Origin of the sequence: Agarivorans sp. OAG1 (genome assembly GCF_037076485.1) — a bacterium.
In the GTDB taxonomy this organism is placed as follows: domain Bacteria; phylum Pseudomonadota; class Gammaproteobacteria; order Enterobacterales; family Celerinatantimonadaceae; genus Agarivorans; species Agarivorans albus.
The window spans coordinates 956954-970656 of the sequence record NZ_AP028990.1 but is presented as its reverse complement, the minus strand read 5'-3'; the positions used below and the strand labels follow the sequence as shown (position 1 = coordinate 970656).

At 44.9% G+C, this 13703-nt stretch carries 15 protein-coding genes; 7 read left to right on the top strand and 8 right to left on the bottom strand.

Annotated elements, in window-relative coordinates:
* The first annotated feature begins 8 nt into the window (after positions 1-8).
* Positions 9-533 carry a flavodoxin FldB gene (gene fldB / locus OAG1_RS04515; protein ID WP_152784442.1) on the top strand — a complete coding sequence of 175 codons (525 nt, stop codon included), beginning with the start codon at positions 9-11 and terminating at the stop codon, positions 531-533.
* Between the two features lie 68 nt (positions 534-601).
* Here fldB and OAG1_RS04510 read toward each other — a convergent pair whose 3' ends face one another.
* From OAG1_RS04510 to OAG1_RS04500, 3 genes are all read right to left on the bottom strand, one after another.
* A complete protein-coding gene (locus OAG1_RS04510; protein ID WP_338624347.1) occupies positions 602-1963 on the bottom strand; it encodes a methyl-accepting chemotaxis protein in 1362 nt (453 codons plus the stop codon).
* 186 nt (positions 1964-2149) lie between these two features.
* Positions 2150-3457: a branched-chain amino acid transport system II carrier protein gene (brnQ, locus tag OAG1_RS04505; protein ID WP_338624345.1), complete on the bottom strand. Its 1308-nt coding sequence runs from the start codon at positions 3455-3457 to the stop codon at positions 2150-2152.
* Positions 3458-3588: 131 nt separating this feature from the next.
* The gene (locus tag OAG1_RS04500) at positions 3589-4311 is read right to left on the bottom strand and encodes a methyltransferase (protein WP_338624343.1); all 723 of its coding nucleotides are present in this window, start codon (positions 4309-4311) and stop codon (positions 3589-3591) included.
* A gap of 97 nt (positions 4312-4408) precedes the next feature.
* Here OAG1_RS04500 and srmB point away from each other — a divergent pair, with 97 nt between their 5' ends.
* A complete protein-coding gene (gene srmB / locus OAG1_RS04495) occupies positions 4409-5665 on the top strand; it encodes an ATP-dependent RNA helicase SrmB (protein WP_016401366.1) in 1257 nt (418 codons plus the stop codon).
* Between the two features lie 62 nt (positions 5666-5727).
* Here srmB and OAG1_RS04490 read toward each other — a convergent pair whose 3' ends face one another.
* The 5 genes from OAG1_RS04490 to OAG1_RS04470 form a co-directional block, all read right to left on the bottom strand.
* Positions 5728-6471 (bottom strand): OmpA family protein, encoded by a 744-nt coding sequence (locus OAG1_RS04490; protein ID WP_016401367.1) that lies wholly within the window; start codon positions 6469-6471, stop codon positions 5728-5730.
* Positions 6472-6679: 208 nt separating this feature from the next.
* The gene (locus OAG1_RS04485; protein ID WP_338624340.1) at positions 6680-7147 is read right to left on the bottom strand and encodes a hypothetical protein; all 468 of its coding nucleotides are present in this window, start codon (positions 7145-7147) and stop codon (positions 6680-6682) included.
* A 155-nt stretch (positions 7148-7302) separates the two neighbouring features.
* Complete coding sequence (gene yaaA, locus OAG1_RS04480; protein ID WP_338624338.1) at positions 7303-8082, bottom strand: peroxide stress protein YaaA; 780 nt, start codon at positions 8080-8082, stop codon at positions 7303-7305.
* Positions 8083-8099: 17 nt separating this feature from the next.
* The gene (locus tag OAG1_RS04475) at positions 8100-9218 is read right to left on the bottom strand and encodes a PilT/PilU family type 4a pilus ATPase (protein ID WP_338624336.1); all 1119 of its coding nucleotides are present in this window, start codon (positions 9216-9218) and stop codon (positions 8100-8102) included.
* 8 nt (positions 9219-9226) lie between these two features.
* Entirely contained in the window at positions 9227-10261 is a 1035-nt protein-coding gene (locus OAG1_RS04470; protein ID WP_016401371.1) for a type IV pilus twitching motility protein PilT, read from the bottom strand.
* 25 nt (positions 10262-10286) lie between these two features.
* Between OAG1_RS04470 and OAG1_RS04465 the strand changes: the two genes are divergently transcribed.
* From OAG1_RS04465 to OAG1_RS04445, 5 genes are all read left to right on the top strand, one after another.
* Positions 10287-10985 (top strand): YggS family pyridoxal phosphate-dependent enzyme, encoded by a 699-nt coding sequence (locus tag OAG1_RS04465; RefSeq protein ID WP_338624334.1) that lies wholly within the window; start codon positions 10287-10289, stop codon positions 10983-10985.
* A gap of 187 nt (positions 10986-11172) precedes the next feature.
* On the top strand, positions 11173-11994 hold the full coding sequence (gene proC / locus OAG1_RS04460; RefSeq protein ID WP_338624332.1) for a pyrroline-5-carboxylate reductase: 822 nt from the start codon (positions 11173-11175) through the stop codon (positions 11992-11994).
* 17 nt (positions 11995-12011) lie between these two features.
* The gene (locus OAG1_RS04455) at positions 12012-12557 is read left to right on the top strand and encodes a YggT family protein (protein WP_016401374.1); all 546 of its coding nucleotides are present in this window, start codon (positions 12012-12014) and stop codon (positions 12555-12557) included.
* Positions 12558-12848: a DUF167 family protein YggU gene (yggU, locus tag OAG1_RS04450; protein WP_338624330.1), complete on the top strand. Its 291-nt coding sequence runs from the start codon at positions 12558-12560 to the stop codon at positions 12846-12848. It abuts the gene before it with no gap.
* Between the two features lie 58 nt (positions 12849-12906).
* Positions 12907-13341: a DUF4426 domain-containing protein gene (locus OAG1_RS04445; RefSeq protein ID WP_338624328.1), complete on the top strand. Its 435-nt coding sequence runs from the start codon at positions 12907-12909 to the stop codon at positions 13339-13341.
* The last annotated feature ends 362 nt before the right edge of the window (positions 13342-13703 follow it).

The window sequence follows — 13703 nt, the reverse complement described above, 5'->3', positions numbered from 1 at the left end:
AGTTTTACATGCGCATTGGCCTGTTCTTTGGCTCGTCTACCTGTTACACCGAAATGGCAGCAGAGAAAATTCTCGCTGAATTTGCCGACCATGATATCGACATGTTCAATATTAAAGATTGCGACATAAGCCAAATGCACGACTATTCGCTGCTTATTCTTGGCATTTCTACTTGGGATTATGGCGAATTACAGGAAGATTGGGAAGCCGTATGGGATAACCTTGAAGGGCTTGATTTTAAGAACAAAACCATCGCACTGTTTGGCCTAGGTGACCAAGTGGGTTATAGCGAATGGTTTTTAGATGCTATGGGATTATTGTTTGAGCAACTGGCGCCCTCTGGCGCTAACTTTATTGGCTTTTGGCCAAACCAAGGTTATGAGTTTGAAGCCTCTAAAGCACTCACCGAAGACGGCGAATTCTTTTATGGCTTAGCGCTAGACGATGAACATCAATACGAATTAAGCGACCAGCGTATTCAACAATGGTGTGGCCAGTTAAAGCAGGAATTGGCAGAACTGCAACAAGCTTAACAAGCTTTAAACCGAGCCTGCTAATGCGACTTATTACGATAAATCGTATTAGCATCTTTTGATTTACTTTATACGTTTAACTCTTTAGTAAGCAGCTCTAATACCTCAACCTGCTCTAACAATGACTTGATTGCCTGATCAGAGCCTTGAACCAGCTCGGTGACTAACACGGTTTGGTCGCGCAGCTGGTGTGTATCATCCGAGATACCCGTGGCAACAACCCCTTGCTGTTCCGAGGCCGTGGCAATTTCTGAAATTTTTGCCGAAACCGTATCGGTACGCTGATGAATATCCGCGATGGTTTGATGCACACCGCCCATCATTTCTTTACTGGTTTCACCACGTTGTACGCTTTCTTTAACCGTTGAGCTTAAACCAAGGCTGGTAGCTTGCAGTTCTTCAATCATCGATTGAATCTCTACAGTGGCTTGCTGAGCTCGCCCAGCTAGGCTGCGCACCTCGTCTGCCACAACCGCAAAACCGCGACCTTGTTCACCAGCTCGAGCCGCTTCAATGGCGGCATTTAATGCCAAAAGATTAGTTTGTTCAGAAATGGAGTTAATGGTGGTCACCACTGCACCGATATCTTGAGTGCGCTTTTCCAATTGAGTGACCGCTTGCTCGGCACGCTGTACGTCCCCCATCAAGTGGTCAATCGCCTCTACTGTTAACTCTACCTTTTGCTGCCCTTCACTGGTGGCTTGATTGGCTTGACCTGTTTGCTCGGCGGTATCATTAGCATTGGCAGCCACGTTACGAATGGTTACTACCATTTGTTCAATGGCACTAGCTAAGGAATCTACCCGATCCTGCTGTTGTACACTTAGACAGTTACATTGCTCGCTGGTTTGGCTGAGTTGATGGCAAAGATCTTTAACTAGGGCATTGCTGGCATTGGTTTCGCTCACCAGCTGGTGTTCTCGTTCCGCTACTTTATCGATAATAATGGCGATAGAGCTGAACTCATCTCGCACCTGAAAGTAGTTAAGACGATTGGTTAAATCGCCCTTGGCTAACAAGTCCAATGCATTGTGAATTTGATACATTGCCCCGCCAATAAAGGTCATTACGTAGTAAAACAGTAAACCGGCAACAAACAATATCGCTGCAACGCTGGCGTATTGCAGCCCCGAAAACAGCGCAAATATTGACGTTTGCTGATGCTGAGGGCTTACTCGATTGCCACGTAATTCATAGCCAGCTTTTGACAATACAGTACGCAATTGCTCGGGCTCAGCTTGAATAATTTGATTTACTAGTTGGGCTTGTTGCTGATCAAGCTGTTGCAAATGTTGCTCTACATTACTAGACACAATCAATAAGATCGCAAGCAATGCCAACATAGGAAAAGCGAACATAAGTAGAAACTTTTCCTGCAAGGTAAGGTGAATATTAAAGCGATCAATCCACCTAAATGGGACTTCTTTCATGACAAACTCCATTTTGCATTGCAACAATCGAACAAATAGCGGGCTATGGTATTGCGCGTGACGGGGGAATACGAGGGATTGCGCGCCAAGATCTCAATGAGAAAATCAAAAAAAACAGGTATTAACCTGTTATGTTGTTTTTACTAAAGAAAAGCAGCGCCAAACTGTTGTTGGCGCTGCTTAAACTTATGCGGTTTCGGCTACTGTTTGCTTACTTGAGCGAGCAAATACACTAACCAATACTGCGGCTAGAGTAGGCAATAACCAAGCAAAACCTTGTGAGAAGCCCGGTAATACATTAAAGGCTTCCATGTTCACGCCAGTCGCTTTGATTGCATCGAGCACGCCAAAAATAGCCGCTACACCAATAATTAATCGAGCCGCCATTTGAGGTCGATTAAACCAATCCACCAACAGGTTAAAGGCAATCAATGCCACTGCTACCGGGTAAATACCAATAAGAATTGGAATAGAAACCACCAACAGTTGGTTCAAACCAATGTTAGCCACTAATGCACAGCAGGCAGCAGTAGCAATAGCGGTAAGTTTATAAGAGAACTTGCTGTTATCACTCACGTAAGTTGAGAACGACGAGATACCACCAATAGCCGTTGTGAAACAGGCCAAACTTACAATGGTAGATAACAATAATTGGCCTTTAGCGCCAAACAATACTGCTACGTAGGCAACAATAATTTCGCCACCATTTTGCGCCTCTGGCGCTACGCCAGTTGCGGTAGCACCTAAGTAAAACAGCACTACATAAAATAGGGTTAAGCCAATTGCCGCTATAATGCTGGCCTTAACCAAGTAGCCAAATTGTTCGCCTTTACCGCTTACACCCTTACCGTTAAGCGCATCAATCATCAACACACCAAACATCAATGCTGCAAGTGCGTCCATAGTGTTGTAGCCGTCGATAAAACCTTGACCAAAAGGCATGTCAGCAAAGCCTTTTTGTGCTTCAGCAATCTCTGCAAAAGGATTACTAAATACACTTACACCGATAACCGCAATACAAATTACCAACAAAGGAGTGATTATTTTGCCAACAGTATCGATTAAACCGCCACGGCGCAGAATAAAAAACAAAGCCGCCACAAAATAGAACAATGAGTAAGCAATTAAAGTGAGTTGGCTAGCGCTTTCAACCAGCGGTACCAAGCCAAGCTCATAAGCTACCAAACATGTACGGGGAATACCGAACATCGGAACCAATACTAGATAAATGGCGAGCGCAATAAAGTTAGCCACCTTTGAGGGTAAATAACGCCCAAGGTGAACAATACCGCCACCGGCTTTAGCAATTGCTAATAAACCCAGTAAAGGTAAACCTACCGCAGTGGCCAAAAAGCCAAGCATCGACATCGCTAAATTGTCGCCAGCTAACATGCCTGCCATAGGTGGAAAAATTAAATTACCTGCGCCTAAAAAAAAGGCAAAAACCATCATCCCTAAGCTGATTGTATTCCATGATCCAAGAGGTTTGGTCACGTGTTATCCCCGTTGTAGATTGCAATTGATTATATTTTTAAGCGATGGAGTATATAGCATGGCTTTAAAACATAAAACCAGTGAATAAATCTACATAAAGGATAATTGATCCAACTCAATAGTAAACAAATCTACATTTTTAAGTACAATTCTCTACACAACTCAACATATTGTTCAGTGTAAGTTCTATCCTCCTGATAGATAAGGATTTGCTCTTGCTTAAGTGACAACGAAGCGTGTTGAGAGAAGCGCATCAAACTACGAATGGCTGGTTTATTGGGAAGTGATTGCACCTCAGCTTGATGTATTAAACACCAATTGTTGCTTAAGGCTTGCTGTTGCCACAACTCTGCTACATCACACGGTAGCACTAATGCTAGTTCGGTGTTTGCATGGCATAACTTTTTCAAGGCAGCAAAAAACTGCCCTGCATTGAGCGAGCCACTGTGCCTAGCTAGCTGACGCTTTTCATCGAATTGCTGTCCGGCAGGAAAATACGGCGGGTTAGAAACAATAAGATCATAGGCATAAGGTGGTTGGTGAGTTTGCATACTGCTTAAAGTTACATTGATAGTTCCTGCCCATGGAGAGTTCGCCACATTAGATTTAGCTTGCTCACAGGCATCAGCGTCAATATCAATGGTATCAATACTCAGCTTGCCTTCACCACGTTGAGCCATGATTAAGCTAATTAATCCGGTGCCTGTTCCTACATCCAATATACGCTTAGCATTTGCCAGGTTAAGCCACGCCGCTAATAAGATCCCGTCGGTACCAACCTTCATTGCGCATTGATCGTGCGCCACATGAAACCGCTTAAAGGTGAATCCAGGACGCTGATTATGATCGATCACTTCTTGCTTGCCTCTGTTTGGCGCTATACTATGCCGCGAATGTAAATGACCCGCGCTTTTGGTTCAAGTCGATGGCGCCTCACAACTTGGTAGATTTATGACCTTCGAAGACCTCGACCTAGACCCGCAGATCCTAGCTGCAGTAAGCGATATGAGCTTACAAAAAGCCACAACTATTCAGCAGCAAACCATTCCGGCAATGCTTGATGGTCGAGATGTACTGGCTTCTGCGCCTACTGGCACAGGCAAAACCCTAGGCTTTTTGCTGCCAGCGATTCAACATTTGTTGGACTACCCTCGCCGTAAAGCCGGGCCCGGTCGAGTATTAATTCTGACGCCTACCCGTGAGCTTGCCATGCAAGTCGCCGAACAGGCTCGCTTAGCAACAGCGCACACCAAACTCACTACCATCGATATCACAGGTGGGGTTAAATACGATGTTCACGCTGAACAGCTTAAAGGCAATATTGATATCGTGATCGCCACTCCGGGCCGCTTAATGGAGTACATCACCTATAAGGTGTTTGATACCCAAGCCATTGAGGTATTGATTCTAGACGAAGCCGACCGAATGTTAGACATGGGCTTTATTAAAGACATGGAAACAATTAGCGACGCTACCAGTGAGCGTAGTCAAACCGCCTTGTTTTCCGCCACTTTAGAAGGCTCAGGATTATTGCGATTTGCCGACAAGGTAATGCAAGACCCCGTACAAATTGAAGTTGAGCCACCTCGCCGTGAGCGCGCTAAGATTCTACAAATTTTGCACTTTTGTGATGATGCTGCCCATAAATACCAATTGTTGCGTCACTACCTGCTTAACGAAGAGATTGAGCGTTGTGTAGTATTTGTAAAAACCCGTGAGCGTCTATATGCCCTAGCGGAACAGTTACAAAGCGATGAGATTAAAGCATCTTATTTGCGTGGCGAAATGGCACAAGATAAACGCAACCAAGCCATGCAAGCCTTTAGAGAGGGCGAAGTAAACATACTCATCGCTACCGATGTGGCAGCCCGTGGCTTAGATGTACCTGAAATTAGTCATGTATTTAACTATGACATGCCACGCACGCCAGATGTTTATGTACACCGTATTGGCCGCACCGCCCGTGCTGGACGCAAAGGCATGGCTGTAAACCTGGTTGAAGCACATGATATGGGAGCGTTGGCCAAAGCAGAGCGTTATACCGAAGAGCCAATTAAACGCCGAGTAATTGATGGCTTACGTCCAACTCACCGTGTTGCAGCGCCACCGGCTAAGAAGAAAAAACCTAAAACGGCGGAAGCTAAAAAAGCCGCTAAGAAAAAGGCTAAGGGTCGCGCGAAGAAGCTAGCTAAAAAAGCGAAGAAATAGCTAAGTAATAAAAATTAAAGCCACGCAATGCGTGGCTTTTTTGTGACTGTTATAACGTCGTATTAGTTATAAACTCGCACTTCTACACGGCGGTTATGCGCGCGACCTTCTTCGGTAGCGTTAGAAGCAATTGGCGCAGCAATGCCTTTGCCTTCTTCAACCGCTGCATCTCTGGTTACACCTGCAGCAAGTAAAGCAACTCCAACATTATGTGCACGGCGTTTGCTCAGCTCATAATTGTATTCGTCACTACCAATGTTGTCGGTATGACCCGCTACATCAATTTTTAAGTCATTTGCTATAACGGTTTTAGCGATACAATCAACTTTAGCTTGTTCATCAGCATCGTATTCGTCTTTGTTGAAGCCAAATAAGATATGTTCAAAGCCAACCACTTTGTCATCTTCAACCATGACATATTGTTCGCAAGACTCAGGAATTAGTACTGCAGCTGCTGCAGCAACCACGACCACCTCTTCTACAATCTCTTCCTCAACAACAACCACTTCTTCTACAACAACTTCTTCAACAATTTCGCAACCGCGTTCGTCAACTATTGCGCCTGCTGGTGTATCGGGGCATTCATCAACGCTATTAGCCACACCATCACCGTCTAAATCTGGATTAGAACAAACCAGCGCGCCACCGATAACACCGGCAACCATGCCACCACCGCCAGCAACAGAGCCAAAGGCACCGCCGATAATCGGACACAAAACCCTAATATCTCCTTCAGGAGGAGTTGAACACCCTGATAATGAAGCTGCGCCAACTAGCGCTAATACCACTGCAATCTTATTTTTCATATTATCTCCATATGGCCTAACTCGACTATTCATGTCGATTACCTTGAGTAAAAAATAAGTCACCCATTTACCAATTAAACCTATTCTAGGTAGGCTTTTTTGAGATATTGACAAGGCTGGAGCAAAAACTCAAGTGAATAAAAAGTTAAAAGTTTTACGGGCCTTTACTGTAAATCGCCTAAAACCATCATATAGTTTTACTTTTCACTTACTCTCTATCTGTAGGTGAGCGGTGACGAATGTCATGTGAGAACTCAAACTGTTGATGTGCAAAAAAGAGTTCATTCACGTCCAATGGCGCTTTAACTGATACCGAAGTATAGGGTTCTTCCACAATGAATCTACGGCGGTCCATCGAACGAAGGGCTACAAATTCAACTTCTAAGTTAGCACTTTCTCCGGGGTTGAGATCTCGACGAAAGTTCAAGCCCATAGAATCCCAAGCTTCATTATCTGGCCCCCAAGGTGCGGCATAGTCAGTCTTAATAATCTGTAAGTACGGGTTTAAAAAAACTATTTTAGCTTGGCGGGTGCTTCGAATGGTTGGGGCGGTATTGAGCAAGGTAAATTTAACCGTGAACAGCTCACTCACATTAACGTGCTGCCCATTGGTTTTAGTCACTTCAGCACTTAGATAAAGATACTGTGAATAGTGCTCTAAGATTGCGTCTAACATATTAGCTTTCCTTACTGATAAGTGAAAAGCTAAGCCTAGTAAAGACGATTTGTTTTAGTGGCTAAAAGCCTTAATCTCCCTCGGTTGCGCCGTAAACAATTATGCGCATAAAAAAAGCCCCAACTAAGTGGGGCTTTCTCAGGCTGTAAACCACCTTAGGTCTTAGCTTCGTCACGTAAAAAGACCAAAGTGCTAGCATCCGAGCTAGCTTCATCAAAATAGTAACCTTGATAATCAAACTGGCTCAGTTGCTCTAAGCTGGTGACCTGCTTATCGAACATATAGCGAGCCATTAAGCCACGGGCTTTTTTGGCATAAAAGCTAATGATCTTATACTGACCGTTCTTTTGATCTTTAAACACTGGGGTAATAACCGTGCCATTTAAAAGCTTGGGTTTAACCGCTTTAAAGTACTCATTAGAGGCTAAGTTAACCAGAATGTTGTCGCCCTGCTCGGCTAAGGCTTGATTCAGCTTATCAGTGATAATCTCACCCCAAAACTGATACAAGTTTGCCCCTCTTTCATTGGCAAGCTTAATGCCCATTTCTAAGCGATAGGCCATCATCAAATCCATGGGACGCAACAAACCATAAAGACCGGACAAAATTCGCAAATGCTGCTGAGCATAGTCTAATTGCTCAGCGCTTAAGCTGGCTGCATCTAAGCCCGTGTATACATCACCTTTAAAGGCAAACACCGCTGGGCGAGCCAAATCTTCTGGTAAGTCCTTGGTCCATTCAGCAAAACGGGCAGCGTTTAAGCCTGCCAACTTATCACTGATTTTCATTAAGCTAGCGATGTCGGCTGGGCTTAACTGCCTAGCTACATCGATTAGCTCGGCACTATGCTCAAGCAGCTCAGGGCGAGAAGATGAGTAACTCGCTAACTCAGAACTAAAATCCAAGGTTTTAGCTGGTGAAATAACCGCTAACATAATGCTCCTTTCAACTGTTAAAAATCGACGGTAACACCGTCTAACATTCCGCTGTCTAAATTATTCGATTTTTCGGTGCCATGCAATTTAATCATCAAACGAAGATCGTTAGGTGAATCAGCATGGGCAATAGCTTCGGTATAGCCAATTACGCCACTTTCGAACAATTCAAACAAGCTTTGGTCGAAGGTTAACATGCCCTGTTCGCGGGATTTACTCATTAACTCTTTGAGCTTATGCATATCACCTTTACGAATTAGATCCGCGGCTAAAGGTGTATTAAGTAAAATTTCAAATACCCCGCGACGGCCATTGCCATCTTTGGTTGGCACTAACTGCTGAGCCACAATCGCACGTAGGTTGAATGATAAGTCAAAACACAGTTGGCGATGACGCTCTTCTGGCACTAAGTGCATAATCCGGTCGAGGGCTTGGTTAGCGTTGTTGGCGTGCAAGGTAGCCATACATAAGTGACCCGTTTCAGAGAATTGCAACGCAAACTCCATGGTCTCGCGGGTACGGATCTCACCAATCAAAATCACATCGGGTGCTTGACGCAATGAGTTCTTCAAGGCTTCATCAAACGACGGCGTGTCAATGCCCACTTCACGCTGGTTAACAATACAACCAGCATGTTTGTGCATAAATTCTACCGGGTCTTCAATGGTAAGAATATGCCCACTGGAATTGTGATTGCGATAATCAATCATACTGGCCTGAGTGGTTGACTTACCAGCACCGGTCGCACCAACAAACAGAATCAAACCACGTTTCGACATACCTACTTCTTTGAGAATTTGCGGCAACTGCAGCTGCTCAAAACTGGGAATATCAGTTTCAATACGACGAATTACCATGCTTGGCTGTTCGCGTTGATAAAAAGCACTCACACGGTAGCGGCCCAAGCCTTGGCGAGCGATGGCAAAGTTTGCCTCACGACCAGTAACAAAGGCTTCTAGCTGAGCCTCTGAGCGAATGGCGGCCAGCATATCCATGACATGCTCTGGCATTAGTTTTTGCTCAGTTAGCGGCATTAAACGGCCACTCACTTTCGCGCTAGGCGGCACGCCAACTGATAGATATAAATCGGATGCTTTACGCTCCGACATATCGCTTAATAGCTCATCGAGTAACATAAACCCTCCTAGAAGTTATTCGGATCTGCAGCTTTAAGTTTAGCGTCTTCATACGACACCATGCCTTGGTTCACTAACTCTTTTAAGTTTTGATCCAAGGTCTGCATGCCGTGCGCCATACCGGTTTGAATAACCGAGTACATTTGCGCCACTTTGTCTTCACGAATCAAGTTACGAATAGCTGGAATACCGGTCATGATTTCGTGAGCAGCCACTCGTCCGCCGCCCAGTTTTTTAAGCAGAGTTTGAGCAATTACCGCACGCAGCGATTCCGACAACATGGAGCGCACCATGTCTTTTTCTGCTGCTGGGAATACGTCAATCACACGGTCAATGGTTTTAGCTGCTGAGGTGGTGTGCAAGGTGCCAAATACTAAGTGACCCGTTTCGGCCGCGGTGAGTGCTAGACGAATGGTTTCTAAGTCACGTAATTCACCAACCAGAATAATATCCGGGTCTTCACGAAGCGCTGAACGTAGCGCATTGTTAAAGCTATGAGTATCGCGGTGCACTTCACGTTGGTTAATCAAACAGTTTTTGTTTTTGTGCACAAATTCTATCGGGTCTTCAATGGTAAGGATGTGCTCGTGGCGCTGCTCATTAATGTAATCGATCATTGCCGCCAATGTGGTTGATTTACCAGAACCAGTTGGGCCAGTTACTAGCACTAAACCACGTGGGTGTTCCGCGATCTGCCTAAAAATGGCCGGTGCACCTAGTTGCTCTAAACTCAATACTTCTGAAGGAATGGTACGAAATACCGCTGCCGCGCCGCGGCTTTGTTGGAAGGCATTCACACGAAAGCGCGCTACGCCGGGAACCTCAAACGAGAAGTCAATCTCGAGGTTTTCTTCATACTCTTTACGTTGCTTATCGTTCATAATGTCGTAGATCAGACTATGAACTTGTTTATGCTCTAATGCCGGTACGTTAATTTTACGTACTTCGCCGTCTACCCGAATCATCGGTGGCAATTCTGCAGATAGGTGTAGATCCGACGCGTTATGTTTTACACTAAAGGCCAGTAATTCAGTAACATCCATTTAATTGTTTCCTCAATGTGAGTCTATGAGCAGTATTACCCAAGCACTTCAATTTGTTAACCAAGAAATTCAGCAAGCGTTAGCTAAAGCACATCGCCCCACTGATGCTGTTGATTTGTTAGCCGTTAGTAAAACCAAACCCTTGAGTGATATTGCCAGCGCCTATCAGGCAGGCCAGCGCAGCTTTGGTGAAAACTATGTGCAAGAAGGCGTAGATAAAATCATCGAAAGCCAACAGCAGAGCTGGTTAAAAGAGCCCATAGAATGGCACTTTATTGGCCCCTTGCAGTCCAACAAAACTCGCCTTGTGGCGGAGCACTTTGATTGGATGCAAACCCTAGAGCGGGCCAAAATTGCCGATCGCTTAGCAGCGCAGCGCCCTAGCAATATGGCGCCCTTGCAAGTGTGTATTCAAGTCAATATTAGCCAAGAACCGGCTAAATCTGGAGTGTTACTGGAAGATGTAGATGCATTGGCTGCACACATTGCGAAACAGCCAGCCTTAACCTTGCGTGGTTTAATGGCCATTCCGCAAAAGCTTGAGCAAGGCCAAGAACTGGCAACTCAATTTGCTGCCATGCAACAAAAATTTAGCGAATTACAGCAACAATATTCTAGTGTTGATACTCTTTCCATGGGGATGAGTGGCGACATGCAAATGGCAATCAATAACGGCAGTACCATGGTTAGGGTGGGCAGCGCGATATTTGGCCAACGAAACTAATACCAATCACACTAAGTAAGTGATCAGAAATAGCACAGGAAAAATACTCGAGAATAAGACAGGATTTTTCGATACGTAGTTATTCTACAATCAAAAATGCTAACGCAATTATCGAGGTTTTTAACCAGCTAGAATGACCAGTGACTTAGTACGATTGGTATAAGAACAATAATAAGGAAAATTGAACATGACAGCTCGAATTGCGTTTATTGGCGGTGGTAACATGGCCAGCAGTTTGATTGGCGGCTTACTCGCTAATGGCGCAAACCCAAGCAACATTACCGCTAGTGATCCTAATACTGAGCAGCAGCAAAATCTTAAGCAGCAATTTTCAGTAAATGTAACTGGCGATAACAATCAAGCCATTGCCCAAAGTGATGTGATTGTATTGGCGGTAAAACCGCAACTTATGGCTGTGGTTTGCCAAGCCATTGCCGATGCAGGCAATGACTTAAGCAATAAACTGTTTGTCTCTATTGCTGCAGGTGTCAGCGTTAAACGCTTGAAAGGTTTACTGGGTGAGCAGGTTGCCATTGTGCGCACCATGCCTAATACTCCTGCATTGGTTGGCCGCGGTATGACGGGCTTATTTGCTCCAGCAGATGTAAGCGAAGAGCAAATTGCTAGCGCCGAGCAGCTAATGCAAGCAGTAGGTGAAACCTGCTGGGTGGCAAACGAAGATGATATCAACCATATCATCGCAGCTGCAGGCAGTGCCCCCGCTTACTTTTTCCTATTCATGGAAGCTATGCAGCAGCAGGCAGAGCAACTAGGCTTTAGCCCTGAACAAGCGCGAAGCTTGGTTCAACAATCAGCTTTAGGAAGTGCCGAACTGGTTGCAGCTAATCCAGACCTTGATTTAGCGACACTTCGGGCCAATGTTACTTCTAAGGGAGGAACGACTGCCGAGGCGATTCGTGTTTTTGAAGAGCAAGGCTTACGTAAAGTAGTCGCCAATGCCATGGACGCCGCCGTTGAACGCGGACGCGAAATGGAAAGTTTGTTTTAAATTATTCTGAGGACCTTATGCAAGCGCTTAGTTACTTGATTGAAGTTGTATTCAACCTCTACTTGATGGTGGTTTTACTGCGTGTGTGGCTACAAATGGCGCGCGCCGATTTTTACAACCCGCTTAGCCAGTTTGTGGTTAAAGCAACTAACCCCATTGTCGTTCCGCTACGCCGGGTTATCCCAGGATTCGCTGGAGTAGATTGGGCAGCAGTGTTCTTGGCATTAGTCATATCCTTTGCCAAATGGGCTATTTTAATGCAGCTACGTGGCGGTTTTGATTTAACTGCGGTAGCGATTCTGGCCTTGTTTAGCACCCTAAAAGAAGCAGGAATGTTGTTGTTCTGGGTATTGTTACTGCGCGCAATCCTAAGCTGGGTAAGCCAAGGTCGCAGCCCAATAGAGTATGTATTAGGCCAATTAACTGAACCGCTACTTTCACCGATCCGCCGAATTCTTCCTTCCATGGGAGGATTGGATTTATCTGTATTGGTGCTATTTATTGCGCTTAACTTTCTTAACTTGTTAATCGCTGGCTGGGTACCATTCTGGAGCTCATTGTAATTGCCTAAGCCCGTTAGCTTTGATGACGTAAACCTGCTGTTGCAGGTTTACGTGCAACCTAAGGCCAGCCGCGAGGCAATTATTGGCCTGCACGGTGAAGAGCTTAAAATCGCCATTACTGCTCCACCTGTTGATGGAAAAGCCAATCAGCACTTGAGCAAGTTTTTAGCGAAACAATGTAAAGTGGCCAAGTCCCAAATCTCTATCCTTCGCGGAGAACTAGGTCGCCACAAAACCATTAGCATTGCTCAGCCAAAACAAATCCCTGAGATAATCGCTGGTTTGCTGTAACTTTTATCGCGCAGAATCTTTCTATACTTAAACCATGCATGTAAAAAAGGTCGTCCTCATGAGTAAGTTTTTCTTGGTCAACTTGATCGCCAGCATAATGCTATTTTCTCTACCCAGTCAGGCGGAACAAAAGGTTCAACTGGGTAACTATGAAGTGCACTATGTGGCCTTTAACTCCACCTTTATTCCAGCAGAAGTCGCCAAAATTTACGGTTTGCAGCGTAGCCGATATAACGGCCTGATTAACATTACCGTGCTCGACAACAAATCAGCTAACAAGGCTCCAGTCGCAGTAAACATATCAGGAACAGCACGTAACTTAATTGGTAATCAAAAAAACCTAGAGTTTAAAGAAATTCGCGAAGGCGAGTCGATTTACTACATTGCCGAATTACGTCACAGCAACGAAGAGACCTTTCGTTTCAAGCTCACCATTGATGATGGCAAAAGCCAACAGCTACTAGAGTTTCAACAAAAGTTCTACGTAGATTAGGGGCTGTTAATCTTTGCTGATGGTTTTTACAGCAATTTATTAGCCATTTAAGCAAGGCAGTGAGTGTGAAGTTAAGTGGGCTTAATAATCACTCGCTAACGCTGAATAAATGGCTAAGAAATGCTGCCCGAAGGGTTCAGATAAGCGAACTTTACTCTTTGTTGAACACTTCTCGCTTAGCCCACTAAGATTCTAAGTGCTCGCCGCGATTAAAGCCCGCTTATCTCGAATAAAATTTCAACACCAAAGATCAACACCCCCTAAACAATCTAAAATACCCAGCCTTAACTGTTAGTTAAGGCTGTTTCAGCACAGCCCCTTCGATTAAACTACACCTGCCTCTTGTTACTCTAGGACTCAGT